Origin of the sequence: Croceibacterium segetis, assembly GCF_011320115.1 — a bacterium.
Classification (GTDB): Bacteria; Pseudomonadota; Alphaproteobacteria; order Sphingomonadales; family Sphingomonadaceae; genus Croceibacterium_B; species Croceibacterium_B segetis.
In genome coordinates, this window is the sequence record NZ_JAANOZ010000021.1 from 1 (window position 1) to 26727 (window position 26727).

The window sequence follows — 26727 nt, forward strand, 5'->3', positions numbered from 1 at the left end:
AATTCGCACCGCATCGGCGCTCGTCCTAGCCAGCAGCTTGTCCATCATCGAAAGGCGGACATCCTCCGCCCGCGCCAAGCTAATCCCTTCCGCGGCCGCAATCCCCCGACTGGACATTCCGCTCACATCACCGAGCCTTGCATTGTGGCTCTGACCCCACTGACTCCAGAGGGACCCTCGACGCTCAAAACCATCGAGTGGGCAAAGAGGCAATTTGCTGCTGTATCGAAGTCCTCGGAAGCCAAAGGCGCCTCGATCTATTCTTCATCTATCGAAAGTTCCACCGCCGGTCGCTCCGCTTGAGGCGTGAGCTGCAACAGGTGCGACGCGTGGCGCAGCTCGTTTTCCACGCCCGGCAGCTCGCCTCGGGCGATCATTTCAATACGACGAATCACAGAGTCGCCTCGAGCGACTCAACGTGATCGGCCATTATCACCCCCAGTCTGCGGCACGACTTACTGCGCAGATCTTATCTGCACCTTCGTGTGCCCGAAACCCCTGTGACGGGATCGATCCTCGTTGGAATAAGTAAGTAGAGTGCCGCGACTAGCGATATCCCGATTTACTCGCGAGATCGCTGAGCACGCCAGCGAAGGCGCGCGGAGGAGATACGTACCATTACCTACGTAGTGATAATTGGAGATAAGGGATATCCCGCAAGATAGACGATAGGAAAGCGCATAGAGTCTGGCTCGAAAAGGAGGATTCAATGGTTAATCGCGTTCACGTTATCGACATGGATGTTCGACGGAGAGCACGCGTATCACGCGAGTTGAATGGCTTTTCTGTTCACACCGAGATTTACGAGGATGTCCGCGAATTCCTCGAGGTCGCGCCGAGCACAGGACTAATTCTGGCAGCGAATAGCTCCGACCCGGCCGAACACCACCTCGCCGAGATCATAAGAGAACTCGGCATTCACCTTCCGGTAGTTGGTTATGCCGAAGAGCCCTCCACCGAAGAAGTCGTCGAAGCCATGATAGCTGGAGCGGCGGGTTTTCTCCGGTGGCCGTTTGGCAATCGGGAACTCGTCGCGATGCTGAACAGGATTTCAAAAGAAGGCGAACAGCGCCTTCGACGTGAACGCATACTCGCGCAGGCGAGAGCGCGGGTCGCAACGCTGAGCCCTCGTGAGAGAGAGGTCCTCACCGCGCTTATTGCTGGACAGTCGAACAAGCAGATTGCGCAGATGCTGAATATCAGCCCGCGCACGGTCGAAATTCACCGCTCCAATATGATGACCAAGCTGCGGGCTCGATCAGTCGCCGAGGCCGTGAAGACCGGCCTATATGCAGGGCTCGACGACGATTCGAACGCCCAGCATTTGGGCGAGGCCGCCTAGTGTCAAAACGGCGAACAGCGTTGCCATTCCATGCCAGACTTGCGGCGAAGCAGTCATCTTGGGCGAGGCCGCCCAGTCAATTAGCTGGATCGGACTCCGCAAGGTTTCAAAAGGATCCAGCAGCGGTTTGGTGAAAGACAGACACGGCCGGTTTGCGCCGGCGTGAATGGCAAATGTGACCGAAGGCAGACCTACCCCAGTCCGCTTTCTCTCAACGTTGCCGTTCAACCATTCGTCTTGTGTCCTTTCGTCATTCAAGCTCGTGCAGCGCCAGACCTCATCGCCTGTGAAAAATGGAGCCTAATGGTGAACCCATTCGGGACGCCGCCACCGTCGGTCTTCCTTGGCCTAAGCCGCCGAGCCATAGCGGGACCGTCGAACGAAAGGAGTGGCGGTGACTGACATAGTCAATCCCGAGGCCAGGGGAAAACGGCGACAAGCTCCTTCGACCGCTCCAGAGCTCGCGACATTCACGATCAGCCGGCTTACCGAACTCGTGGTCGTGCTCTTCCGAGACTATGTGGGCTACGACTCCGCCGCGTTGAGGCACAGAGCGGAAGGGCAAGCTATGTTGTTGGCTTTAGGTGATACGGTTGCCGAGCACGGCGATGCTGAATTGACGCGCGTCCTGCACCGCTTTGCTGCGTTGATTGACACTCAAGACCGGACACAGAAGGAGGCGCTCGACCGACCGCGAAAATGCAGGGCAACTTTGTCATATGAGTGGTGAGCAAGCTTTAGGCATAGCTGTGCTCGGCGGTGGGCCGAGATCGGTCCGGAGTCGCGAATAGCGGTCGCCGGGGGTCGTTAGCGGACGCTTGGCACCTGTTGACTACCAACGCGCAAAGACTCAAAGCCAGGAGCCACACCTCGCGCCGTAGTTTCGGCCGCGATCTGGTCCAAATCAGGCGTATTACGTACTTTCTGGTTGCTCGGCCGCGCACGCTGAAATGGCGAGTGCGCGGCAGATTACGCCGCGCTCGCCAGCTTCCGCTGAGCTGCGCAAGTCTTCTTGGTATTCCGAACGCGCCGCGGGCGGTCATCACCGAGGCGTGCCTCGTTGCGCGCGAGTGGCCCAAGTTATCGATTGCGGTGAACCTTTCCCCGATACAGTTCTGCGACGAAGGCTTTGCCGACCGGCTGTGCCGGATCGTCAGCGCGGCCGGCGTGAGCCTGCGCCATACCGAACTTGAAGTGACCAAAGGTGTCGCGCTGGATTAGAATGAAAGTGTACGCGGCGCGCTTCGCAGGCTACGCGAGGCGGGATTTTGCATTGCCCTCGACGACTTCGGTACGGGCTACTCCTCACTTAGCTACCTGCGCGATTTCGAGGTCGACCGAATCAAGATCGACAAGAGCTTCGTTCAGAGCCTGGGTCATACGCTGGATGCGGCGGCAATCGTCACCACGGTTGTTTCCCTGGGCCACGCGATGGGTCTGCAAGTCACAGCCGAAGGTGTCGAAACCGCCGATCGGCGAACGTTTCTGCGCAGCGCCGGGTGCAATTTGCTTCAAGGCTTCCTTTTCTCAAAAGCGGTGCCGGCGAATGAACTAGCCGGAGCCTTGGAGCGCCATCGACACGCCTTGACTGTCTGATCCTTCTGCCAAGTATCGCGCAAATTTGCTTCCCAGCCGCGCGCGAAGGCACCGAGAGTTGCTGATGGGGTCGAAGCGGAGAGTCCGCTTGCCCGCCTTTGTGTCCGGAAGCGGACCGTCGCCTGTCGGTCTTCGAGGTCGTTGGGTTTATGCCGCGACGTGGCGGCTTGGTGTGGGCGGCTGGCAGGCGACAGGTGGGAAGAGCGGCGACCTCCGCCGCTGACCTGCCCCGCCGGCATTTCGAGACTCCAGCCGATGTGCTATGATTAAAAGGTGGTCGCTGCCGAGGGGGGATCACGTGCGCAAATATCTGTCTTTGGCGCTTGCGGGCGCCGCGTTGGCTGCGTGCCAGCAACAAACCGCTCCCAAGCCGAGCGCCAACGGCGTTACCACCGAGACCGTAACTTCCACCAGCGCGCCGGTGGCAGATTCCGGCACAACTGCGACAGGCAACGGTGCGCCGGCCGCCGGCGCTGCCGTTGTGGCCAATACCGCCGGACCCAGCGTCGCCAAGGGCAGCGCCCAGCCGCTCAGCGGCTACGACTGGGCTGAAGCGCATCACATCGACGATGAGGGGAGCTGCACGGTCGGCGACGACGACTTCAAGGAGGGCTGCAAGCTCTATGTACAGGAAAAAGCCATCGAAGAGGGCGAAAGTGAGTTCGAGAGCGACGGCGGATAGGATTGGCCGGCCAAGCAGGTCGTTGGCGCGACAGGGCCCGCGATGGTTGAAGGCCGATCGGCAGCATTGCCGCGCGAGTCAAACCAACTGGACCGGTCCGCTAACGGCTCGGTTAGCGATTAACTCGCGCTCGACGCTCCATCCCAAATCTGGACGGGCCGAGCATTCCCTTTCCATCAGACGCGATTGTGAGGTTTCTGTTGGCTGAAAGGTCGAACGATGCACCTCGACGATGAAGAGTTTTGCCGCGCTCGGATGCTCGAAGAGTTAATGCGGGCGCAAACAAGCCCCGGAGAGGTGAAGCAATTTCATCTCAGATGGGCTGCTCTCTATGAGGAGAGACTCCGCGAAGTCGCTCTGCCAAAAGAGAACCTCGAGGATCGCAAATGCAATCTGGGGCAGGCACTGGATGGGCCTGCGAGTTCTTATGACGCAGCCCGGAAAGGGCACTCGCCGGCATGACTGCCCAAATTGTAAGCTTGGCAGCGTACCGTGCCATCGCGGGCAAGATTGGCATGTCCTCAGGAACACATATCAAGCGGGCCAGGCCTGTCCCGGACCGCAGGAAACAGCCACGCTTAGGAGAGCTACGAGCTGACCGCCGCGATGAGCCGCGTTACTGCGTGGAAGGCAGATACAACCCAGCCATCATATTGGGGAACGGCAGGGTGAATCTAGCCAATGTCTCCCGCAATGGGCTCATGATAAAAGCAGATCTTCCGGCGAGGCCCGGCATTAGAATGCTCATTACACCCATCGGTTGCCGGCCTGTATCGGCTAGGTTGGTTTGGAAGCGCGATGGATGGGCCGGGCTCGAGGCCCCTCTAGTCTCGGTGGAGTTGCACCTCCTCTAGAGCACTCGACACCGGTCAGCCCGCTGCCCCTCCGGGCGATATTTGCGGCGGCTTAAGCGAAGTACGTGGTCACCGTTCCCCAATGAACGCGTGAGTGGGAAGCGCTAGCGCACAGCTAGACATCGAGAGCAGACGTTCAACTTCTCAGAGATTTGTTTTCGATACTGGACAGTCCGCATTCGGTCTGACGCTGCCATTCCGCCGAGCACGATCTTCCAGTCATCTAGACTGAGCAGGGGCAGCCGAGCTCGATCGTTCGACAGAGAGACGGGCGAGCGTTCTAATTTCCAGTGGAGGGGTGGGCTCAGCCCACCCCTCTGGTTTTACAGACCATCGACGGCCTTGCTGACCATGATGTTCACTGCGACGCGGCGGTTCTGCGCCCGGCCTTCGGGCGTGCTGTTGTCCGCCGCCGGATCGGCTTCGGACATCCCCGTCGGGGTGAGCATGCGATACGGTGCCCAGCCGCACTTCTGCTGCAGGTAATTGACGACGCGGGCGGTCCGCCGTTCGCTGAGCGTCTGGTTGAAGTCCTCGCTGCCGGTCGCATCGGCATAGCCGACCACCAGCAGCAGGGCGTTGTCGACCCCCTTGGCCTGCTCCGCGGCGGCGCACAGGTCGCCCTCGGCCTTGTCAGACAGTGCCGCCTTGCCGGTGTCGAAGTAGACGTTGGTCGTGCCCTTGATGTCGTATTGGTCGATATCGCCGACGCGCCCGCGCAGCGCCTCGGTCGCCGCCGCGTTCGAGGCGATCGCCCGGTCATGCTCGCCGAAGCGCTGCGCGGTGCCCGTGCGGATCATGGACGCGGTTTGCAGGTTGCTGTCCTTGAACTTGATCTGGCTGGCCACCAGGCCACCGTGCCACTGCACCGTCTTCACGCTCACCGGCAGCCCGTTGAGCAGGGCTTCCGCGCCGAGCTTGGTGCGATTCAGGCCGAGGAAGCCGCCCTTGCTGCTGATCCGGGTGCCTTTGGAGATCAGGATCGCCGCGTTCGTGCCGTCCGCCGCGGTGACCTGCACCTGGTTGCCCTGACGCGCGGAAATGGTCCCTTCGACCTCCGGCCCTTCGGTCAAGCCGGCCAGGTCGGCCGGCGGCACGGCGCCGGTCACGTAGATCTGCGATGCGTCGTTAGCCGGAGCCTGCTGCTGCGCAGACAGCCCGCCCCACGCGGGCATGGTAAGCGCGGCTAGCAGGAAAGGAACCGTCGACCGTGGGGACAGATTGCTCATCACTTGGCTACTCCAAATTGGGACGGACTAATACATTCGCGACTATTCGTCGGTGGCCACCGCAATGGCGCGCCGGGTAATCGGAACTTGTTGCGACCCGAAGGATAAATTGTGCGCGGTAGCGTTCAGCTTGGGACTTTAGACGCCGACTGTTCGCGTTAACCTTGCCGCCAGATGAACATTCGAGGCCAAGTCGCTAACTTTGGAGGCGACCCGAGCGTGGCCAGCGGTGAACTGAACGGGAACGCGTGTCCATTGCCCGCGAAATCCGATTGGATCCCTAGCTTCTTTCGAGATCGCAAAGGCCTGACGGTTCGCTAAGAACGTCGCGCTGCCAACGGCAGTCGGCCCGCTATCGCCCAATTTGACACGCTGGCTGGCACTACAGGGGGCGTGCGAGCACAGGCGTTGGAAACGGAGGCGTTCTGCTTCGGAGCGCCGTGCGCATCGCGCCGCCAACCGCAAAGAAGTCGATATGCAGCATCGCCTACATCGCTGGGTTCCGGCACCCCGATCACCGCCGCCGCAACGCTGCAACCGCACTTGCTAATCCGGCGACGTTCAGACACGGTGGAACGGACACCAGATGGGGTTGGCGCTCATTTCCCTGAGTTGATCGAGTCGCCATTTTGCATCAAGCGGCCCCGGCCGCGATCGTCGCGATGCCGGTCAACTCGATGACCCAGTTCCATCGACGGCGCAAAATGTTTTGATTCAGCCACGGGTCGACATGATGGAATGATGCGGCGCGCACGACCACAAGGGTCGAGGTAAGGGGCGAAGCCCAAGAGCGCGAGCTTTAGCGGTGGGGAAGCACTCCGCATCCGCCCCAGCCGCAACGACATGACGGCAATGCCTGTGCTTGCCGTCATGCCAACGAAGGCCTGTTGATAATGGCATCGTCGTCATTACCATCCTTCGAGCTGGGCCGCGCCGCGACCCGCTTCGGTAAGCAGAGATTGAAGTTCAAGCTGCTTATTGATCCCTAGAATTAGCAAAACGACCGAGATCGCCAGCCAGAACCGCCGTTCCCGATCGACTGAGCGAGCGCGATCGACAGTTCTTGCCGCGGCAGCGGCACACGACCCCGCGGCTGCAAGATGAGCAACGATTGTGGAACAGCCCAAGGGGGAAAGGTCGCCAACTCCGGCCGACCATCGGATGTTTATTGGCAAAGCGTAGTTTCACCGCAGACGATCGTCCACCGTTGGATATCCGAATACGGGCCGAGGTCCGCAAGGGCTACGGCAGACGTACGAGCAGAAAACTTATCGCAGTGCGTTTCAAAATGGGATTCTTATCAGCAAGTCTAGCGCTGCGGGTTTCCATCGCGAGGCGCTTGTCGTATTGGCATTAGGCAAGCTGAGGTAGCTCAGCCGGGTGTTGGCATGAGTCGAATGCTCGCCGACCGCTAAAAAAGGAAAATAGGCGACCGGCTAAACCAGGCAAAAGTGTTCTCGGGCGGTCCTTGGGTTTTCGGCGGAGAAAAGAGTCGTTGGGATTTCGTGTTAGAGGAGATGAGTGATCTTCCCTCGCCATAATACGGCGCAGCACTGTCACCGGTGGCGACGCGAAGCGTCGGCCCTCGGTGTTTTCTCGGCAAGGCATTACTGGCCCGTCAAGTCCAGGTAGCGAATGGGAGTCTCGATGACAGATAAGCTCGCCGCGGCAAATCCCAAACGCAGGGCTGCGTGGCGCGTCGCTTCCGTTCTAGCGGTTGCTGCTAGCTCGCTCGGTGTGGCGGAGCTAACTTGGGGAGACGACCGCATCCCTGGCAGGCCCATCGATAGCGTTATTCGCTTATTGGAAGGCCGCTCACCCGGCGAACGTAGTAGCGCCGCCCTGACCAAGATGAAAAAGCGGGTGTCGAAAGATAGGACTGAAGAGTTGCACCAGCGTGTACTGGGCAAGGTGTTCCCACCAGTTCCGCCGGCAATCGTGCCGCCTGAAGATCTGCTTGCCAATCCTCCCCTATTGGACTCAGCTGAGTTCGAGTATCCTCCCATCGCGCTTGCCGGAACGGCTGAGGACATTCGAATACCCGCTGGCCCTGCGGTCTATTATGGTCCTCCTGTTGGAGGGGGCTCTGGCGGCGGCAATGGTGGCGGGAGCGGCGGAGGTGGGTCCGGTGGGGGCCCCGTTGTTACTCCGGTGGTCCCTGAAGTGCCGTCGGCAGTGCCGGAACCGGAGACATGGGCGCTCATGCTGCTCGGCGCGGCCCTTTCCGCTGCCGCGTTAAGGCGCGGTAGGTCTTCGCAGCGGCGGCGAGCGGCCGTCGAAGCTGATGCTTAAACTCGTGTCCATCGGGGTGATTGCTGCGGCCGGACTTGCCGCCGGCGCGTTTGCCATAGCGCAACCGGCAGTTCATTCCTCAGCGGCAATCGAAGCATCGGACCTGGGCGCCAAGCCGTTCAATCTGGCCAAGCCGCGAATCTTCCTAAGCGAGGCGGCGAGACAGGACGCCGCCCGGACCGGTCTCCTGCCGCCGGACACCCGGTCGGTGTTAAATTTGCCGACGCGGCTGCGCTACGGCTCTTGGGTCTGGGACGACTCCGGTGTCCCGCAGGGCACGCTCACGATTTACGTGGATTTGCGTCGACAACTGATTTCCGCCTTTCGGGGCAGGCACGAGATCGGCACCGCCGTTATTCTTTACGGGACCGACACTTTCGGCACCCCTCTGGGCCGCTTCAACGTCATGGCGAAGATGAAGGACCATAGGTCCTCGAGCTACGATGCCGCCATGCCTTATACGCTGCGTCTTACGAATGATGGCGTCTCAATTCACGGGAGCGAGGTTCGGGGCAGCCGCGCGACCCACGGCTGCGTTGGCGTCCCATTGGACTTCGCCCGGCGCTTGTTTAGCGAGGCGAAAGTTGGGACAAGCGTTCAGATCGTCAAGTCGGTGTCGCCTGAGCTTTCGTACATAAGCTCATAGTGTCAACCGCTTCTTAGTAAGTTGCGGAGCAAGGGTCATTTCCTCGAATAGAGGAACAGACCATGGCACGCTTCGAGCCGGCGCGGTGGCTTTTGCCGTCGTTCGCTCTCACGATAATTGCCGTCCTGACGGGCGCCACTGCACCCGAACTCGACGTGAGGGATCAAATTCTCGCTGCCCACAACGCGGAACGCGCGAGGACCGGCGTTGGGCCGCTGCGCTGGAACGACAGCTTGGCGGTTGGTGCGCAAAAGTGGTCCGAATACCTAGCGCGCTCCGGGAAGTTCGAACACTCGCCGGACCTGCCGGGCCAATCCCAACTTGGCGAGAACATCTGGGGGGGCACGCCGGGACAATTTACGCCGAACAAGATGGTAGGCGCCTGGATCGCGGAGAAGCGTTATTTCAGGCCAGGCCCGTTCCCGACCAACAGCGCGACGGGAAGGGTGCAGGACGTCACACACTACACCCAGGTCGTCTGGGGTCGCACGACTGACGTCGGTTGCGCCATTGCCCGAGGCGAATCGGAAGAGATACTTGTTTGCCGCTACTCGGCTCCTGGCAACATAATTGGCCAATCCCCGGTCTGAGCAAGCCTGGTCACTCCAAAGGACTGTTGGTCCAGCAGGCGCTTATGCCTCGGCGAGCCGCATTTCTCCGTCTTGCTTGTCGAACGCAAAGGTCGACACGGGCCTATGTCCGGACGCGACCATCCGAGGTGTCCTACGCGGGTCCGCCAGAGGGTTCCAGGTTGCGCGCTGCGGATCGCGTTCCTGATGAACCACTGAGCGTTGCCAGGTGACGTCGGTTTCTGCCCTGATCGACCTGCCAAGCTGGGAAATTCGCAGTCCATGGCAGCGTGAAGGCGTGGCGCCGGTGAAGAAGCCGATGGGGATTGTCAAAATCGCCTGCATGTTGGCGGACGGGGCCTGCGACGAGGTCGTGCATCTCGAGCGAAGCGGGCTCCGCGCGAAGCTCTCGTGCCGAGGCAAACTTGCGCTACGAGTCCCTTACAGAACAGCGAGGCGCCGATCCAAGCGCTTCTGAGCGGCTAATAATGCGGGAGCGCCGCGAGAGGCTGGCCCGACGCTCTCACGCACCTTAGATCGCCAATGTCGTGGTAGGAGCGCCGAGCCCTGGCACGGCTGCGAGGCGATCACTGTCCTGCGGCAGCGCCAAAACGTAGGCGGCGGCTCGTATCGTTGAGCCGCTTGGTACCAACGATAAACCGGGGATGAGTCGGCGCAGCGTTTCGAATGACCTCAAGGGCACTCGTAAAGCCCCTATTTCTGCTGAAATCATGAGCGCAGCGCTTCTTCGTCGGGCTTGCGTGCCCCCTCGCCAACGCGCTCCACGCTTCGCCCGGCGTCGCGAAGCGCCCCACGATAGTCAGTATTGCTCCTTATCCAGCGCAGGTTGGGGGCTTCAACCTCGGCATCGCTCGCCCTAGTCGTCGGAATGAGAGGTGCGAGTTCTTCACCCTGCTTATGGCCCAACGGCCGATCCTCTGTCTTGCCTCGCAGCCAAGCTCGCTCGTCGCGGCCTCGTACGAACGCAACCACTCGACAATAGTCCCTTCGGATGGCCAGCCAGGCCAATTGAATATGAAGGGGAAGGGCCCCCGAGCCTTCAAGACCTCAAGCGACTGCGCCGCCGGCTCTCCCGAGCAGGACAAATCAAGGCTCACCGCAATGCGACCCAAATTGGCACCATGCCCAGGAGGGACATTGATGCGCGCCCCGCGATCCTTTCCGCGATAGTCGCAAAGGTGTATCTGCGAACGATCAGGAGGGGGAATCATGGCGAGTCGCCAAACGATTCGTGCCTTTATGGCGGCGGTGTTTACCGGGCTGCTGTGCCCCACTGCTGTTCTCGCGGGATCTGCCGGTGCTCAAACGGCGCGGGCTCGCATTGTCGATGATCCCCGCTATTCCGCTTCCGAAAGCCTGTCGCGCCCTGAACATGAACCGCGCGGACAGGCAGAAACTCACATTTCGGCCAGGGAGGCGCAGTTGGCCGGTGAGCCGCGTTACGCCTTGCGATCGAAAATCGGCGGCGCCGCCATCGTCACGTTCACGAACCGGCCCCCCCCTCCGTCGTTCGAAGGGATCGAGGGCTCTCCAGTCGGCCTGCCCCTCGCCGGTCGCCTCTCCAGCACATACGGGCTGCGCACACATCCGATTCTCGGTGGTCAACGCTGGCATCGCGGTGTCGACTTGGCGGCGCCGGCGGGGACACCTATCCGGGCGACCTCCGACGGCACGGTGAGGAAGGCCGACTGGTCCGGCGGCTACGGCCTGATGGTCGAGCTCGACGCCGGCGGTGGGGTGCAAACCCTTTACGGCCATATGTCGCGCGTCGCGGTTTCCGCCGGCCAAACGGTGCGAAAGGGAGACGTGCTCGGCTATGTCGGCTCGACAGGCCTCTCGACGGGACCCCATGTGCATTACGAAGTGCGCCGAGACGGCCACCCCGTCGATCCGAACAGGCGTTGATCTCTTTCTCGGTCCGGCAAAGCGTTCGTTTTCGCAACAAAAAGCCAGGCCGCTTAGGACAATTCCATAGGCGTCGTCCCTTCAGCGCAAGCAGTTGTGCCGGGCAAGAACATTTGTTCCGGGCGGGTTGATTTTCCACCGCCTTCGAGGATGTTGCTGCCGATGTATGCGACCACATCGCTTTCCAATGCTCGTCGGCCGGTCGTCAACGACGCTGGCGTCCAACTGGCGATCTTGCTCGCAGTCGGTCTGTTGCTGCGCATCTCGACGTTCGGTGATCCAAATCTCCAAATTGATGAGTCTTTTTATCTGCTCGTCGGTGAGGAGATGCACAAAGGCGCGATCCCCTATGTGGATATCTGGGATCGCAAGCCGCTCGGCATCTTCCTGACCTACTGGGTCTTCGCTTTCTTTCGAAACGGCGTGCTCGCTTACCAGATCGGCGCATGGCTTTCCGCCAGTCTGACGGCTTTCCTGGTCACCCGTATCGCATCGCGCTGGGCGCCCGCGCCCGCTGCGCTGTTGGCCGGGTGCATCTATCTGGCGACGGCAGGAGTCTTGCTTGGGTTCGGCGGCCAAACTCCGATCTTCTACAATACATTTGTTGCTTGTGCGGCCCTGCTGGTCTTCCGATACGGGTCGGAGCGAGAGGATTGGCAACTCTACACCGCGATGCTCCTGCTCGGCGTTGCTCTGACTTTCAAACAGACGGTGTTTTTCGAGGCTTCGTTTTTCGGCCTGCTGGCCCTTGGCGATCATCGGAGTTGGAGAAAGGCGTTGCTGTCGATCACGCTGGGGATTCTGCCCTTCGCGTTGATTGCGGGCTGGTATTGGCTGGCAGGCTATTGGCCCCAGTTCTTTGAAGCGATGGTTCTTGCCAACCTTGATAGGCCAGCACACCTGTCCTCCATCGTTCGGCAAAATGCTTTGATGCTAGCGGCCGAACTGGGACCCCTCCTGATCGCCAACCTCTACGCTTTCCTGTTCTATCGAGACACCTTTCCGGCACGTTCGCTGGCCCTTTGGCTCTTCGCCGCGGTACTTGGGTTCTTCTCGGTTCCGTTTGTCGTCGAGCATTATGCGCTGCCCGCCCTTGTGCCCTTGTGCATCGTCGCGGCCGCCGCATTTGCTGCTAGGCCGCTTGGGCCGTTGCTCGCGCTTGGCGTCGGCCTTACCGCTATAATGCTGTCCGAGCCTGTCAACTTCGATCGCCACCGAAGATCGGCTGCTGGGTTCGCACAGATGGTGTCGGCGATTGGTCCATTGCATCGTGGGGAGAGGCTGCTGGTCTACGATGGCCCTCCTCTGCTCTACTATGCTGTGGGAACCCGTCCGATGTCGGTGCTCGCCTTCCCGGAGCATTTAAACAACGTTTTCGAAAAAGACGTCAGCACCATTCGAACCGTACCTGAATTGCGTCGCGTCATTTCCATGAGACCTGCTGCGGTGGTGATGGCACCGATCCCAATCACCCCCCCCGACCCAGCAACATATCGACAATTGCTTTCCTATGTTCGCTCGCAATGCGCACCGCCCGTGGCGATCGATCTTGTCGAACCATTCGGGAAGCCCAGCCCGCATATCGTTTATGCCAAATGCGGTAGAGCGCGCTGAAATCCGACGACATCGAGGTCGAAGCAAGATTGCTGAACTTTCCTGAGCGCTAAGAAGGAGCCTTTCCGCCGATTTTAAAGATACCGCGCGGGACCAGCGCCAGGCCGACGAAATATCCCGGCATGAGCATGTCGATCCAACGCAAGTTGTCGGACCGGCCGAGTACTATCACCGCGAACAGTACGCCGCCGAACCACAGCGCGGCGAGCCGGCCGGTGCGGCCCGGAAGCGATAGCCAGCCGAGCATCGGCCCGAAGCTGAGCGCGGCCAGAACGAATGGCGGCAGCGGGTCTGCGGTAGTGATGGCGGAGATGTCCCTGAGTAGTGCGGCCGGGCCACCAAGCCCCAGCCAGCCCTGTGTCGCCGGGTCGCCTGGCAGCGTGAGCGACGTAAGCGCGAAATAGTGGGCAGCCAGGGCAAGGCAAACCACAGCCAGGGCGCCGAGCGCTTTCGCTGAGGTCGCGCGGTCGCGTTCCAGCCACGCGAGCAAAGCTATCAGCCCGAGAAACGGCGCGGCCAGTTCGCGGATTAGCGACGCGAGCAGGCCGAGGACGACGGCAAGGTTCGGGAAGCGACTGGCGAGCGGCAGGGCAAGCGACAGCAGCAGGCCGGCCCAGACCTCGTGCTGGGCGGTTTCCGCTAGGCCAATCATCGAGCCGCCGAACACCGCGTAAAGGGCGACGGCGCCGTATCGCTCAGGCCGGGAGTATCCGGACAGCGCCGCGAACCACGCGAGCGCGCCTGCAAGCAACAGCAGCGCTTGCAGCGCCAGCAAGGCGCCAGGCCCCACGAGCGCCACAGCCCAGGCGAGCGTCGGCAATCGCACGGTCACGAAAGGCCTGACTGGAAAGTCGTGCTCTCGCTGGAGCTTCACCGCGGTGGGATAATAACCCTGACCCCGGGCGACCTTCCCGGCAATGGCCTGATAGAGCTGCAAGTCCGACATCTCGCGTGCCGAAGCGAGATAGGGCGTGGGATCGACCTTGCGCGGCGAGGAAGCGGTCGCCGCCACGATCAACAGGAGGATCCCCACCAATTGCGCGAAGGCGCGGGTCCTCGCCGAGACATTCGGCATCAGGCGGCGCGTACCCTGTTGCGGAAGAACAGGTTCACCTGATCCGACACCAGCAGGTAAGGCAGCCACAGCGCCATCGAGATCAGCACCTCGGCCAGGTTCTCATGCAGCGTGGCGATCAGCGGTCCGACCAGTTCGGCCGGCAATCCGGAGGTGGCCATGGCCGAAGCGATCAGGCCCTGGCTGGCAAGGTCGACCATCCACACGAGCAGCAGCATGCGCGGGAACAGGGGCCTCGAGCGCAGCGCCATCACGAAGCAGACCATGTAGAGGAAATTCACCGTCGCGGCCTGCAGCGTGAAGGTGGCGACCAGCACTTGCGACCAGTACGGATCGGCGGGAACGATCGGCGGCACGATCGCCAGGAACTTCAGGCTGCGCACCGGCACGTTCAGCAACAGGCCGACCATCAACGACACCAAGAAACCGGCCTTGCCGCCGATCCGGGCGCGGCGGCGGTCGAGCGGCCCGGCCTCGCGCCACCTGCCGAAGCGGGCCAGGCGGAACGACGGCTGCCGCCGGTCGCCGGTCCGGACGGCGCAGGCGATCGCGAAGCGGTAACCGAGCACCGGCGCGGCGCCGAGCAGCAGGAAGGGAAAGGCCATCGCCAGCATCTGGCCGACTGTCGGCGAGACGACGCCCGACCCGGCAATCTTCAACCCGGTCGCCAGCAGCAGCACCGCGGCCCAGGCGCCGACTATGGCATCCATGCGAACTTCCAGCGCCTTGCCGATGCGGCGGGTGCTGACGAGGAAGCGCCGCGCCAGCCAGCCGCATGCAGCCGGAAGCAGGAAAGCTGGGTCGCGAAGGTTCATCGTTGCTCCACAAGGTCAGCGCACGGTTCTACGGCTTAGGCCCCATTGCCGTTCCGGAAAAGTCCGTCGTCGGACCTATCCTGCTGATTAAGTTAGTATCGGGTAAATGGCCGGAATTCGGAGCAGTCCAGTGCGGAGCGAGGCGGTGCTGGTATGAGGCGAGTCGCGGCCGGAAGGCCGCTTTTGTCAGCTTACGTTAACGTCATCCGTTAACATCAAACGGCGCCGTGTTGCGGTTCAACCTATTGAAAGGACGAGTAAAAAAAGGGAACGTCCGATTCTGGATCACCGCTATCAAAACCGTGTTGACTAGTTTGGCTAACAGTATGACTCTCAGGGTGCCTTGACGGGAAGTGGTCCAACGCGGCGTTAACCTCCTTGTCAACCAACAAGGATTGCGCCGGCCGACCGGCTAATCCCCGTGAAGGTTTGGCTAACCGGAAATAGAAGCCGGGGCCCAGTCCAAGGAAATCGATACGCGCCGGGGCCATGCATCGGCGACGAGATAGGGGGTTTTATGACCAAGTTTTTCCGTGACTTCATCCGCGACGAATCCGGCGCGGCTGCTTCCGAATACATCCTGTTGCTCGCGCTGCTCGGCGCCGGCGTTGCCGCCGGTGCCCTGTACTTTGGCGGCAAGGTGAGCGCCGCGCTTACGTCGAAGGGCGACTATCTCTCGGCTTGCGCCGCCGACAGCACCGGCGGGTCTTGCTAAATACGTGAATGAAGTGGCGGCCGGGAAAGTTTCCGGTCGCCACTTTTTCTACTGGGGGGCGCAATGAACCGGCAAAATGCCATGATCATAGCTGCGGCGGTCTTCATCGGCCTCATCGCAGTCTATCTCGCCAATTCCTACTTCTCCGGGTACGATGCCCAGCAGGAGGAACAGCTCAAGCAGACCCGCCTGATCAAGGTCGCGGTCGCTTCGCAGCCAATCGAATTCGGCCAGCCGCTGACGAACACCAATGTCAGCATGACCGACTGGCCCGCCGCCAGCGTGCCCGCTGGCTCCTTCACCAAGCTTTCGGATGCGCTTAACAACCGCGTCGCGCTGCGCCAGCTCGCCGCCGGCGAACCGATCCTCGCGTCGATCGTCTCGGGCACCGACGGCCGCGCAACGCTCGCCGCCAACCTGCCGAAAGACAAGCTCGCGGTCTCCGTCCCCGTCACCGTCGTGACCGGCGTCAGCGGGTTCGTGCGGCCGGGCGATGTCGTCGACGTGCTCTTCACCCGGCAGATCCCGGGCGACCACGCGCAAGGCGACGACAAGATGACCGACGTGCTGATGGAAGCCGTCCCGGTCCTCGCCATCGACCAGGTCAACGACAGCTCGAACACCAAGGCCGCGGTCGCGCGTACCGCCACGCTGCAGGTCGATACTTACGGCGCGCAGCGCCTGGCGCTGGCCCGCGAGGTGGGTTCGCTGAGCCTGGCCTTGCGCAATGTCGCCTCGCAGCCGATCGGCGCGCCGATGCGCACCGTGACCGCGCGCGATCTTTCCGCCGGCCGCGTCTACGTCGCCCAGCGCGGCTCGGCCGCCCCGGCCAGGGCGCGGGCGCCGGTCGCCCGTGTCGCCGCAACTACGCCGCCGCCCGCCCACAGCGGGCCCAAGATGACCGTGTACCGCAAGGCGGTTCCCACAGATTATGAGGTGCACGGTGCGTACTAAGCCCATGTCCCGCCGCCTAATCGGCGGAGCTGCCCTTGCGCTGTGGCTTGCCGCCGCGCCGATCCCTTCGGTCGCGCAGCAAGTCTACACCCCGCCCGAGCGGCTCCATGCCGGCACGCTCGAAGTGCCGCTGAACAAGAGCCAGGTGGTCTCGCTCGACAGGACGATCGCCAAGGCGATGATCGGCAACGAGGAGATCGCCGACATCGTCCCGATCACCGCGAACTCGCTCTACGTGCTCGGCAAGAAGATGGGCACCACCAGCCTGACGCTTTACGATAGCGGCGGGCGGGTGCTGTCGATCATGGACATCGCCGTCGGCCCTGACGTGCAGGGGCTGCAGGAGCAGCTGACCGGCCTAGTGCCGGGGCAGCAGATCGATGCGCGGATCTCGAACGATTCGATCGTCCTCAGCGGCCAGGTCAGCGACCCGGGCGCGGTCGACCGTGCGGTGCAGGTCGCGCGCACTTATGCCGGCGACAAGGTCGTCAATCTGATGACCGTCGGCTCCAGCCAGCAGGTCATGCTCGAAGTGAAGTTCGCCGAGGTGAACCGCAATTCCGGCGTGAACGTGGGGGTGAGCGCGTTCGGCACCGGCAGCAAGTTCAGTTCGGTTACCGGGGCCGGGGCACAGCTGGTTCCCGATCCGGACACCGGCGAGGGGCTGCTCAAGCTTCTTTCCATCACCGACACCTTCGGCATCTTCCGCGACACGTTCAATATCGGCGGGCTCAACCTGCAGGGCATCCTCAACGCGATGGAAACGCGCGGCATGGCTAAGACGCTGGCCCAGCCGACGCTGATCGCCCTTTCGGGCGAGCCGGCCTCGTTCCTCGCCGGCGGCGAGTTTCCGGTGCCCGTCGTGCAGAGCGGGTCCGGCGCCGCCAACGGGGGCAGCACCGCGATCACTGTTGAGTTCAAGCCATTCGGTGTCAGTCTGGGCTTCACCCCAACGGTGCTGAGCGACAAGACCATCAGCCTGCTGGTCCAGCCCGAGGTGAGCGCGATCGACCCGGCCGCTTCGCTGACGGTCGGCAACATCACCATCCCCGGCCTGCGCACCCGCCGCGCGAGCACCACGCTGGAGCTGCGCGACGGCGAGAGCTTCGCCATCGCCGGGCTGCTGCAGAAGGACTTCGGAACCACGATCAAGCAGCTGCCGCTGCTCGGCTCGCTGCCGATCATCGGCGCGCTGTTCCGTTCGACCAGCTTCCAGAAGGGCGAGACCGAGCTTCTGATCATTGTCACGCCGCACTTGGTGGCGCCGATCAAGCCCGGCCAGGTCCGCCTGCCGACCGACGAGACGACCGATCCGACGGCGGCCGAGGCGGTCCTGTTCGGCACCAGCGGCCAGACCAAGCCGCTGCCGCCGGCGGCCAACGTGCCCGGCGTTTCCGCCGCCACGCCCCAGGGCGACAGCCCCGCCCAGCCGCTGGCTCACGCCGGCGAGCTTCCCGCCGCCACCACGCCCGCCAAGGAGAACGGATATGAGTATTAAGCTGCCCCGCTCCGTCCTCGCCTCGGCCGCGGTGCTGGCCTTGGTCGGCTGCACCGCGAACGACCGCCTGGCGCCGCTGCCCGACAACTTCGGCGAAGCGAGCAAGCAAACCTTCGCCGCGCAGATCATCGATCCTGCCCCTGAGTACGAGGCGCTGGTGCCCAAAACGAGCGGCGATCACGTGCAGGACGCCACCGATCGCTACAATGCCGGAACGGTCAAGAAGCCGGCGCGGCAATCAACCGCCACCGGCGCTTCGGGCTCGGGTTCGTCCGGGTCGGGCGGAGCTTAAGAGAGGGGTATTCCCGTGCCGTCGGCATTTCTTCGCAGCTTTGCCAAGGATGAAAGCGCGGTAATCGCTGCGACTTACGCGCTGCTGCTCGTGCCGATCGTCGGCCTCGCGGGCGTGGCCTACGATTTCGCGCAGATGGCGGCGCTCGACACCGAGGTCCAGAACGCCGCCGACCACGCCGCGCTAGCCGCCGTAACCCAGCTCGACGGCACCGACATGGCGATGGACAACGCGACCTCGGCCGCCAGCAACTTGCTGACCAACCTCACGATGATGGCGGCCGATGGCAAGGCGGCTCCGCTCAGCATCACGTCCGTCGTATTCTACGACAGCAACAACGATGCGGAGAACGACACCAACTCATTCACCGACACGTCGAAGTCTGCATCGGCCAAGTACGTCAAGGTGACGATCGAAACCCGCAAGGCCAGGTTTGCGCTGACCCCGATCGTCGGCGTGCTTTGGTCGCCCGACCTGGGTGCGGAGGCCACTGCCGGCATGGGCAGCGCGATCTGTCGCGTCCCTCCGGTCATGATGTGCAACCCGGCCGAAGGAACCGACGACGAGTTCAATAACAACTACGTCGGTGACGGCATAGAGCTGGTGAGCGTCGGCTCGGGCGGCGGCGCCTGGGCTCCGGGCAATTTCGGCTATCTGGATGTAAACGCCGGCGATTCCGGCAACCCGCTGATCGCCTTGAAGAAAGCGCTCGGCTGGGATTCGCCGCCTGGCGATTGCCTGCCCGAAACCGGTGTCTCGACAAAGACGGGTGCCGACACGCCTGTTACGGAGGCCCTCAACACGCGCTTCGACATCTTCGACGGCACGGGGCCGGGCGGCGGATCCTGCCCCACTGGTGGGGGTTGCTCGCCCTCGATCAATACGGTCAAGGACCTGATCCGGAGCTCCACCGCCAGCAAGATGAACATCGGCCCGAACGGGTGGCAGGTTCCTGGAACCGAATATCGGCCCGTCAGTCTGACGAATCCGGGCACCACGCCTACGTCGATGGGCCATCCCCGCGACATCTGTCACTCGCTCGCGACCCCGAACTGCGCCAGCTATTCGGGGAACGCACATATCGGCAACGGCAACTGGGATCGGGCAACCTACTTCCAGGTCAACTATCCCGGCTTCAACTGGCAGTCGGCATTGGGGACCAGCACGCCAACGCGCTATGAGGTCTACCGGTGGGAGATAGCTCACCGCGATGACACTTATACCAACTCGTCCGGTGCAACCGTGACGATCGGGGGCAGGCGGATTGCCGGCACGAGCGGTGGCAAGTCGTTGTTCGACTACAACAAACCCGTTTCCGCCGCAGGCATCAACCCTGACGACGGCGGCATCGACCGCAGGACGTTCCCTGTGGCAGTCGTCAACTGCACCGCCAATAGCGTCAATGGCAACTCGAGCGGCGTGCCGGTCGTCAAATGGATGAACATGTTCCTAGTCGAGCCGTCCGCCAATCGGGCGCGCACCTCGCAGCAGGAAGTCTACGTCGAAGTCGTCAGCGTCAACGATGTGGGCAACAGCGATGGCGGCGCCGCCGCGGTCATCCGCCGCGACAAGCCGTACCTGATCCGGTGATTGGATCGCGCCACCTTCGCCGCCTGTGGTGCGACAGCTCCGGTGTCGCCGGGGCCGAAATGGTCCTGATTCTGCCTCTCGCGACCTTCATGGTGCTGGTCACTCTCGACGCCGGATACTTCATGTATACCGAGCACGCGGTGATCAAGAGTGTGCGCGACGCCGCCCGCTGGGGCTCGCGTCAGCCGTTGTCCGCCTTCGACTGCACGGCGGAGACCAGCGACACCTTGATCGCGAGCAGCGACCCGAACCTGGGAGCGATCCGCGATGACATCGCCAACCTGGTCCGGTTCGGCGATCTATCGACGACGGGCCCGCTGATCGTGAGCGGATGGGGAGACGACCAGGTAGAAGTCAGCTACGGTTGTGAGGCCGTCGACACCGGCATTTACCAGAACGATGGTTACGCTCCGAAAATCACCATCGTCGGTAAGCCCAATTATCCAAGTCTGTTCGGCGCCATGGGCGGGTTTCCTTCCAGCCTCACACTAGTCGCCAGAGAGCAAGCGGTGGTGGCCGGCATATGAGGGCACTCCGCGAAATTCGGCAGGACGAGGGAGGCGCTACCACGGTGGAGTTCATCCTGGTGTTGCCGCTGTTCATTCTCATGACCTTCGGGATGATCGACGTCGGTGGCTATGCCTGGCGCATGAACATGGCCCAGAAGGCTACCCAATTCGGAGCGCGGGTGGCGGTCGTGACCAATCCCGTTGCCCCCGGCCTGACCGATGAGGATTACGTTGGCGGACGATACGGCCTGAGCCAGGGAGACGTGATTCCGGCGTCGGCGCTCACAGAGATTACCTGCACCGTCTCCGGCTGTTCCGATCCGGACGGCAATCTCGTTGCCGCTCCTGGCTTTGACTCGGCTGCCTTCAATCGAATCCTTGCAAGAATGCAAGGGATCGAGCCGGCGATCACCAGCGCCAATCTCGTGATCGAGTATCGAGGCTCGGGTCTCGGCTATGCCGGTGACCCGGGAGGGATGCAGATCGCGCCGCTCACGACCGTGCGGCTCCAGAACATGCAGTACAGTCCCTGGATGGGACTGTTCTTTTCGGGCGGCATTGGATTGCCGCAAGTAAGCTACACTCTCACGATGGAAGATGCGGCCGGCGTTTATTCCAACTGAGCACAACGGCGAGAGCGCAACGATGGGAAGTCACGACACAGTGCCAGTAGAGGCTTGGACCTTGAAGCATTCGGACGCGATCGCGGGCGGCATCTTCGCGTCACCGGACTTTCTGAGCCAATTCTCGAGGACCGAAATCATAATCGGCGGCGTGCCGATGGAAGTGCAGGCGGTGCCCGCAAGCGCCCCCTTGGACAGAGACCGGTTAGCCGCGCTTGGACTCGCGGTAATCGAAGTTCGCCCCGACGAGCAGCGTTCGATCGAACGGCTTATAAGTCTGACCGCGGCGCTTCCCGAGGTGGCGGTGATCGCCGCCATTTCGATGCCAGACGTTGCCCTGGTTCGCACCTTGTTGCGCGAGGGAGTGGCCGACGTGGTTTCGCTTCCTTTCAATCACACCGAACTCAATCAGGTGGTGCTGGAAGTCCTCGCCCGACAGGCGGACCGCGAGACCAAGTTGCACCCGCTGATCGGGGTCGTGAAAGCAAGCGGCGGCAGTGGAGCCACGAGCACCGCCACGCAACTTGTCGGCAAACTCGCTGACAACGACTGGGGGGGCGAACCGCCGCTGCTGGTCGATCTCGATGTCCAGTTCGGCACCGTGGCAGAGTACTTTTCGATCGAGCAAAGCGGCTCGATCTTGGACCTGCTGCGCTCGACCGAGCGTCTCGATGATGCGCTGGCTCATTCCATTGCCATCAAGAAGGATCGATTTTCGGTCGTCATCGCTCCCAAGGAGATTGTGCCGCTGGAAACGGTCGATCTCGACAGTCTGCTCAACACCGTGCAGTTCATGCGGATGCACTTCGGCGCGGTGGTTGTGGACCTCCCGCCCTGCTGGACGGACTGGTCGCTGTCGTTGCTGGCCGAATGCGATCTGGTGCTGATGGTCGGCGAGTTGTCACTGCACGGCCTGCGCCAGGCGCGACGCAATCTCGATTTGATGGATTCGATTGGTATCTCAAGGCAGAAGGTGCGGCTTGTTCTCAACAAGGTTGAGAAGAAGCTGTTCGGCTCGCTTCGACCGGAAGACGCCGAGCGGACGCTGAATTGCGAAGTAGTGGCGGTCCTGCCGCTTGAGGATGCGCTGGGTCAGGCTCAGCAGGCTGGAGAATCCATCTACCAGCACGCTCGCAAGTCGAAATATGCCCAGGAACTCACAAAACTGGCCGAGTCGGTTCGTGCGCTGGTGGGCGACGGGAGCAAGAAGTGATGTGGCAGATTCGTAAGGCGAGCGGCGCTGCCGGCGCGGCTCTATCGTCGGACGCGCTAGAAGTGGTCGAACCGATCGAGCCGCAGGCGAATGACGGCATCGCGATACCGACAGTGGTTGACCAAACGGATCATGCGCAGCACGTCGATCGCGGCCTTCTCGACCTCAAGGTGAAGATACACCGAGTACTGCTCGAACGAATCAATCTGTCCGCGCTCGAGCTTATGAGCCGCGAGAAGATTTCAGAAGAACTCGAGCCCATCATCCTGTCCATCATCTCTGAAGAAGGTATTGCCCTCAATCGCAACGAGCGGGCCAATCTCCTTCGCGAGGTCCTTGATGAGCTTCTCGGCCTCGGCCCGCTGGAGCCGTTGCTGCAGGACGAAACGATTACCGATATCCTGGTCAACGGGTTTGAGACCGTCTTCGTTGAGCGGAACGGGCTGCTCGAACGCGTCCCGACGCGTTTTCAGGACGAGCGCCACCTCCTGCGGATCGTGCAAAAGATCGTCAGCGCCGTCGGCCGGCGCGTCGATGAATCGTCACCTTTCGTCGATGCGAGGCTCGCAGATGGCTCTCGCGTCAATGCGATCGTGGCGCCGCTGGCGATCGACGGATCTATGCTCTCGATCCGAAAGTTCTCCAAACGACCGATCAGCATGGCCCGCATGATTGAACTGCAGAGCCTCACGGCCGCGATCGCTGAGGTTCTACAGGGAATAGTCAAGGCAAAACTCAACATCATCATCTCGGGAGGCACCGGGTCGGGTAAGACGACGATGCTCAACGCGCTATCGTCTTACATCGATGAACGCCAGCGTATCGTCACCATCGAAGACTCTGCGGAGCTGCAGTTGCAGCAGGAGCACGTGGCGCGCCTGGAAACCCGCCCGCCCAACATTGAGGGTCGCGGCGCGGTCACTCAACGCGACCTCGTCCGCAACGCACTCCGGATGCGTCCTGACCGAATTATCCTCGGGGAATGCCGCGCGGGCGAAGCGTTCGACATGCTGCAGGCGATGAACACCGGCCATGACGGATCGATGACCACGGTACACGCGAACACTCCGCGCGACGCCTTGTCGCGCATCGAGCAGATGGTGGGCATGAGCGGGATCGATATTTCCGCTCGTTCCACCCGGGCGCAGATCGCCTCGGCGGTCAACGTCGTTATTCAGATTGGCCGACTGAGCGACGGCAAGCGCAAATTGCTCAGCGTTTCTGAACTAACCGGCATGGAGGGCGAGATTGTCACCATGCAGGAAATCTTTCGCTTCAACCAGACGGGTCGCGACGGAGCCGGAAACGTTCAAGGGCGTTTTGAAGCCACCGGAATCCGGCCTCGCTTCACGAGCGTGTTGCAGGTCCACGGAATCGATCTGCCGAGCGAGCTTTTTCAACCTCACGTCGAGAGAGCCGGATGAGCGCGCTGCTCCTCAAACTCCTGGCGCTACTGGCGGTCTTCGCCTGCGTGTTCCTGCTCGTTCAGCAGGCGAGCCAGATAGTATTTAGTCAGCGGTTGCAGCGCCGGCAGATCAACCGCCGTCTGGAACTGTTGAGCACCGGCCACTCGCGAGAGCAGGTGATTGGGCTTATGCGCCAGCGCGCGCAGGCGCTTACCAGCAATGGAATTGTCGGCCGTGCCTTGGCTGGCTTTTTCAAGCAGCATGCGCTCGCGGCCGTCAAAGTCAGCGCCGGGCAGATGGGGCTCATTGCGTCGGTGGCGACATTCGGCCTGTTGCTACTTTTGCTGCTGTTCGCAGCATCAATGAGCGTTCAAATCACGGTCGGAACCGTCCTTCTTCTCTTGGCTATGGCTGGCGCGGTCGGCGTTGGGCTGCCGTATCTTTGGGTGATGCGCCGAGCACAGAAGCGCACCCGGTTGATGGAGGAGCAATTTCCGGTTGCCCTGGACGTCTTCACGCGGGCGCTTCTCGCCGGTCATCCGGTGGCGGCGGCCATCGATCTCCTGACGCAGGAAATGCCAGACCCCATCGGCAGCGAATTTGGCCTGGTCTCGGACGAGGTGGCTTATGGGTCGGACCTCAACAGCGCGCTGCACAACCTCGGCGATCGGTGGGACTTGCCGGACATCAAGATGTTCGCCGTCAGTTTGTCCGTGCAGTCGGAAACGGGCGGCAACCTGGCCGAGATTCTAACCAACCTCTCCCAAGTCATTCGCGAGCGAGCATCGATCTACATGAAAGTTCGCGCGCTGAGCGCCGAAGGCCGGATGACAGCATGGATGCTGGTTGTCATGCCCGTTGTAACCTTTGTCCTGCTGTTCATCGTAAACCCCGGGTTCTTTCTGGACGTCGCCGAAGACCCGATCTTCAAGTACGGCTTCGGCTTCCTGCTCGTTCTTTACGCGATCGGGTCCGTCTGGCTGCGGCGCCTGGTTAACCTGAAGGTCTAATGGTGGGCGCGATCCTTCAACCTCCCCTCTTCCGCGGAGCCCTCCTGCTGGTGCTGTTCGTCGCGGCAAGTTGGACCGCTTATCGAGTCATGAACCGCGCGCGCAGCATCGCCTCTCAAAGGCAAGCCTTACGCGCGATCGGAGCCGATAGCGCCGTAGCATCCAGTCCCGATCTCGTGCATCGACGCAACAAGGCTTGGGCGCGGCTCGTTGGCCTGGTTGAGCAAACTGGCCTCAGTTTGGACGACAGCAAGCCCGATGCGCTTCGTGAGAAGCTGGCGTCGGCAGGATTTTCGTCTCCGGATGCGCCCCGTGCCTACACCTTGCTCCGCATTCTGCTGATCTTCCTCCTTCCTACATTGACGATCGGTTCCATGCTCCTCGCGGGGGTTCAGTTCTCGATCCTGGGCCTCTATTTCGTAGGCGCATTCACCGCCGTGCTGGGCCTCTATATCCCGGCGCTGGTCGTAAGGATCCGTGCCGACCGGCGCATGACCGCGGTCACAAACGGTTTCCCCAACTGCCTCGATCTAATGCTGGTCTGTGTCGAGGCGGGCCTCGGTCTCGAGGCTGCTTTTGATCGCGTGGGACGCGAAATGGCCGAAGCAGAGCCGCTCGTCAGTCAGCTGCTCATCAGCACAACATTGCACTTGCGGGCCGGTGCCAGCCGCGAGGACGCGCTTCGTCGGTTGGCAAAGGATTCATACGTTTCGGAAATTCGCTCCTTCGCGACGCTCGTGATCCAATCCGACAAGCTTGGAACAAGCATTGGCACGACGCTGCGAATCTACGCCAGCGAGATGAGAGAGCGCCGCCGCATGCGCGCCGAGGAACGGGCTCACCGCCTTCCCGTGATCATCTCGGTTCCGCTGATCCTTTGTATGCTGCCCACGATGCTGGGTGTGTTGATGCTGCCGGCGCTGATAAATGTCATCAGGCACTTGATTCCGGCCATGACTGGGGGATGATCATGAAAAAAGGGGTTGTCACACTAATCGCTGTCGGCGCGGGTTTGACTCTCTCGGGGTGCCAGTCCTTCCCTCTCTTTCACAGCGCGCGCGCGCGGGTGTCCGCCCCTGTAGCAGCAGAGCGGTACATCCAACTTGGGCGCGAACAGCTCGACGCCGGTCAGACAGGGACTGCGATCGACACCTTCCGCGTAGCCTTGGCCGTGGGCGAAGATCCGGCCGCTGCCGTGAACGGTCTTGGGGTGGCTTACACTCGTCTCGGCAGGTTTGACGCTGCCGAGGCATTGTTCGCAAAAGCCGCTCAACTCGATCCCGCGAATGTGCGTTATACCCGCAACCTCGCGCGGATTGAGAGCAGCCGTGCCAATCTGGCCTTGGCTGCCGCAGATCGCTTAGCCTCTGCCGCGCCGATATTGCCTGACCAGGCGCCTCAAGAACGGCCAGGACAAGCAATTCGGATTGCACCGGGTGAAGTGCGCATACATTCCGCCGCGCTGCCTTCAGGCGGAGTCTTGCCTGTCGTCGCCGTTCGCGCACGCCAGAAGGATGCGGGCGCAGCTGAAAAAGGGACCCCTGAGCCTGCGCGGCCTGCGGCGGACAAGGCTCTGGCGACCGTGGACTCGCGCTTCAAACCTCTCGTGCGCGTCGCTCTCCGAGCGCCGACCGCAGCCCACTCTGCTGCGAGCGCCAGACCTTCCACGCTCACTTCCAAGCCTCGGGTGGCGGTAAACCCTGGCTTCGCCCCTATTGTCCGTGTGGAATTCGCAAACGCAGATGGCGCGAGGAACAGGAGCAAGGTTGTGGTAATTGCCGCAAGATAGCTTTCCCCAGATGACGATGGCCCTTCTGCCACTGGCAGCGTTCGGACTCATCGCAGCCGCCTACGACTGGAAAACACGTCGGATTCCTAATTGGCTTTGCATGACTACCACGGTCGTGGGCCTTGCGATGGCTCGGATCCAAGGCACCTGGTTCGACGTGGGGACCCATGCGCTGCACGTGACCGTCGCGCTTCTGGCAGGTATGCTGTTCTTCCGTCTCCGCGTCGTCGGCGGCGGCGATGCGAAATTCTATGCCGCGATCGCTGCGTGGTTTGGCATCGCTGACGGCGCAGCTTTGCTGGTTGACACGTCACTTGCCGGCCTGCTGCTGTTTCTCTGTTGGGTAGCCGTGAGACGGATGATGGGTATCCCTTTCCGGATTCGCGAGCCCAGTGCATTCGATCTGTTCCCTTATGGGATCGCCATTAGCGCCGGAGCCCTGCTGACCGCGTGGGGACACTCCTTTGTTTGGGTTGCTTGAATAAAGC

Annotated in this window: 28 protein-coding genes; 23 read left to right on the forward strand and 5 right to left on the reverse strand. The window is 61.9% G+C overall.

Annotation, left to right across the window (positions count from 1 at the left end; genetic code table 11):
• Window positions 1-257: 257 nt before the first annotated feature.
• On the reverse strand, window positions 258-395 hold the full coding sequence (locus tag G7B69_RS15515) for a hypothetical protein (RefSeq protein WP_166180942.1): 138 nt from the start codon (window positions 393-395) through the stop codon (window positions 258-260).
• A gap of 314 nt (window positions 396-709) precedes the next feature.
• Between G7B69_RS15515 and G7B69_RS15520 the strand changes: the two genes are divergently transcribed.
• The 5 genes from G7B69_RS15520 to G7B69_RS15540 all read left to right on the forward strand — a co-directional run bounded on the left by G7B69_RS15520 (window position 710) and on the right by G7B69_RS15540 (window position 3620).
• A complete protein-coding gene (locus G7B69_RS15520; RefSeq protein WP_166180943.1) occupies window positions 710-1342 on the forward strand; it encodes a response regulator transcription factor in 633 nt (210 codons plus the stop codon).
• Window positions 1343-1736: 394 nt separating this feature from the next.
• Window positions 1737-2072 carry a hypothetical protein gene (locus G7B69_RS15525; protein WP_166180944.1) on the forward strand — a complete coding sequence of 112 codons (336 nt, stop codon included), beginning with the start codon at window positions 1737-1739 and terminating at the stop codon, window positions 2070-2072.
• Between the two features lie 98 nt (window positions 2073-2170).
• Window positions 2171-2563 (forward strand): hypothetical protein, encoded by a 393-nt coding sequence (locus tag G7B69_RS15530; protein ID WP_166180945.1) that lies wholly within the window; start codon window positions 2171-2173, stop codon window positions 2561-2563.
• Window positions 2564-2614: 51 nt separating this feature from the next.
• Window positions 2615-2938 carry an EAL domain-containing protein gene (locus G7B69_RS17075; RefSeq protein WP_166180974.1) on the forward strand — a complete coding sequence of 108 codons (324 nt, stop codon included), beginning with the start codon at window positions 2615-2617 and terminating at the stop codon, window positions 2936-2938.
• 298 nt (window positions 2939-3236) lie between these two features.
• A complete protein-coding gene (locus tag G7B69_RS15540) occupies window positions 3237-3620 on the forward strand; it encodes a hypothetical protein (RefSeq protein ID WP_166180946.1) in 384 nt (127 codons plus the stop codon).
• Between the two features lie 1177 nt (window positions 3621-4797).
• On the opposite strand, the gene G7B69_RS15545 is transcribed toward G7B69_RS15540, so the two are convergent.
• Both G7B69_RS15545 and G7B69_RS16970 read right to left on the reverse strand, forming a co-directional pair.
• A complete protein-coding gene (locus G7B69_RS15545; protein ID WP_166180947.1) occupies window positions 4798-5703 on the reverse strand; it encodes an OmpA family protein in 906 nt (301 codons plus the stop codon).
• A gap of 634 nt (window positions 5704-6337) precedes the next feature.
• Window positions 6338-6463 (reverse strand): hypothetical protein, encoded by a 126-nt coding sequence (locus G7B69_RS16970; protein WP_279323176.1) that lies wholly within the window; start codon window positions 6461-6463, stop codon window positions 6338-6340.
• A 1091-nt stretch (window positions 6464-7554) separates the two neighbouring features.
• Between G7B69_RS16970 and G7B69_RS17080 the strand changes: the two genes are divergently transcribed.
• The 5 genes from G7B69_RS17080 (at window position 7555) to G7B69_RS15570 (ending at window position 12750) form a co-directional block, all read left to right on the forward strand.
• Complete coding sequence (locus G7B69_RS17080; protein WP_423717958.1) at window positions 7555-7995, forward strand: PEP-CTERM sorting domain-containing protein; 441 nt, start codon at window positions 7555-7557, stop codon at window positions 7993-7995.
• On the forward strand, window positions 7988-8641 hold the full coding sequence (locus tag G7B69_RS15555; protein ID WP_166180949.1) for a L,D-transpeptidase family protein: 654 nt from the start codon (window positions 7988-7990) through the stop codon (window positions 8639-8641). Before G7B69_RS17080 ends, G7B69_RS15555 begins: the two co-directional genes overlap by 8 nt.
• A 62-nt stretch (window positions 8642-8703) precedes the next feature.
• A complete protein-coding gene (locus G7B69_RS15560; RefSeq protein ID WP_166180950.1) occupies window positions 8704-9231 on the forward strand; it encodes a CAP domain-containing protein in 528 nt (175 codons plus the stop codon).
• A gap of 1209 nt (window positions 9232-10440) precedes the next feature.
• Window positions 10441-11136, forward strand: coding sequence for a M23 family metallopeptidase (locus G7B69_RS15565; protein ID WP_243415218.1), 696 nt, complete (start codon window positions 10441-10443; stop codon window positions 11134-11136).
• Between the two features lie 150 nt (window positions 11137-11286).
• Complete coding sequence (locus G7B69_RS15570) at window positions 11287-12750, forward strand: ArnT family glycosyltransferase (protein WP_166180951.1); 1464 nt, start codon at window positions 11287-11289, stop codon at window positions 12748-12750.
• Window positions 12751-12799: 49 nt separating this feature from the next.
• Here the strand turns inward: G7B69_RS15570 and G7B69_RS15575 are convergent, their stop codons facing one another.
• Both G7B69_RS15575 and G7B69_RS15580 read right to left on the reverse strand, forming a co-directional pair.
• Window positions 12800-13825, reverse strand: coding sequence for a hypothetical protein (locus tag G7B69_RS15575; protein ID WP_166180952.1), 1026 nt, complete (start codon window positions 13823-13825; stop codon window positions 12800-12802).
• Entirely contained in the window at window positions 13825-14640 is an 816-nt protein-coding gene (locus G7B69_RS15580) for a DUF2569 domain-containing protein (protein WP_166180953.1), read from the reverse strand. Before G7B69_RS15580 ends, G7B69_RS15575 begins: the two co-directional genes overlap by 1 nt.
• Before the next feature lie 517 nt (window positions 14641-15157).
• On the opposite strand from G7B69_RS15580, the gene G7B69_RS15585 reads away from it, so the two are divergent.
• The 13 genes from G7B69_RS15585 to G7B69_RS15645 all read left to right on the forward strand — a co-directional run bounded on the left by G7B69_RS15585 (window position 15158) and on the right by G7B69_RS15645 (window position 26720).
• On the forward strand, window positions 15158-15355 hold the full coding sequence (locus G7B69_RS15585) for a Flp family type IVb pilin (RefSeq protein ID WP_166180954.1): 198 nt from the start codon (window positions 15158-15160) through the stop codon (window positions 15353-15355).
• Between the two features lie 81 nt (window positions 15356-15436).
• Window positions 15437-16309: a Flp pilus assembly protein CpaB gene (gene cpaB / locus G7B69_RS15590; RefSeq protein ID WP_166180955.1), complete on the forward strand. Its 873-nt coding sequence runs from the start codon at window positions 15437-15439 to the stop codon at window positions 16307-16309.
• 4 nt (window positions 16310-16313) lie between these two features.
• Window positions 16314-17807, forward strand: coding sequence for a type II and III secretion system protein family protein (locus G7B69_RS15595; RefSeq protein ID WP_166180956.1), 1494 nt, complete (start codon window positions 16314-16316; stop codon window positions 17805-17807).
• Window positions 17797-18099, forward strand: a complete 303-nt coding sequence (locus tag G7B69_RS15600) for a hypothetical protein (RefSeq protein WP_166180957.1) — start codon at window positions 17797-17799, stop codon at window positions 18097-18099. Before G7B69_RS15595 ends, G7B69_RS15600 begins: the two co-directional genes overlap by 11 nt.
• 15 nt (window positions 18100-18114) lie before the next feature.
• The gene (locus tag G7B69_RS15605; protein WP_279323177.1) at window positions 18115-19689 is read left to right on the forward strand and encodes a pilus assembly protein TadG-related protein; all 1575 of its coding nucleotides are present in this window, start codon (window positions 18115-18117) and stop codon (window positions 19687-19689) included.
• Window positions 19686-20216 carry a TadE/TadG family type IV pilus assembly protein gene (locus tag G7B69_RS15610; RefSeq protein ID WP_279323178.1) on the forward strand — a complete coding sequence of 177 codons (531 nt, stop codon included), beginning with the start codon at window positions 19686-19688 and terminating at the stop codon, window positions 20214-20216. The genes G7B69_RS15605 and G7B69_RS15610 overlap by 4 nt, the downstream gene beginning before the upstream one ends.
• Before the next feature lie 44 nt (window positions 20217-20260).
• Window positions 20261-20821 (forward strand): TadE family protein, encoded by a 561-nt coding sequence (locus G7B69_RS15615; RefSeq protein ID WP_166180960.1) that lies wholly within the window; start codon window positions 20261-20263, stop codon window positions 20819-20821.
• 61 nt (window positions 20822-20882) lie between these two features.
• Window positions 20883-22034 carry a CpaE/TadZ family protein gene (locus G7B69_RS15620; RefSeq protein ID WP_166180961.1) on the forward strand — a complete coding sequence of 384 codons (1152 nt, stop codon included), beginning with the start codon at window positions 20883-20885 and terminating at the stop codon, window positions 22032-22034.
• Complete coding sequence (locus tag G7B69_RS15625) at window positions 22034-23458, forward strand: TadA family conjugal transfer-associated ATPase (RefSeq protein ID WP_166180962.1); 1425 nt, start codon at window positions 22034-22036, stop codon at window positions 23456-23458. The genes G7B69_RS15620 and G7B69_RS15625 overlap by 1 nt, the downstream gene beginning before the upstream one ends.
• A complete protein-coding gene (locus G7B69_RS15630) occupies window positions 23455-24450 on the forward strand; it encodes a type II secretion system F family protein (protein ID WP_166180963.1) in 996 nt (331 codons plus the stop codon). Before G7B69_RS15625 ends, G7B69_RS15630 begins: the two co-directional genes overlap by 4 nt.
• A gap of 50 nt (window positions 24451-24500) precedes the next feature.
• On the forward strand, window positions 24501-25418 hold the full coding sequence (locus tag G7B69_RS15635; protein ID WP_243415219.1) for a type II secretion system F family protein: 918 nt from the start codon (window positions 24501-24503) through the stop codon (window positions 25416-25418).
• Between the two features lie 2 nt (window positions 25419-25420).
• Window positions 25421-26239, forward strand: a complete 819-nt coding sequence (locus G7B69_RS17085; protein WP_423717959.1) for a tetratricopeptide repeat protein — start codon at window positions 25421-25423, stop codon at window positions 26237-26239.
• Between the two features lie 10 nt (window positions 26240-26249).
• Entirely contained in the window at window positions 26250-26720 is a 471-nt protein-coding gene (locus G7B69_RS15645; protein ID WP_166180966.1) for an A24 family peptidase, read from the forward strand.
• Window positions 26721-26727 lie beyond the last annotated feature (7 nt).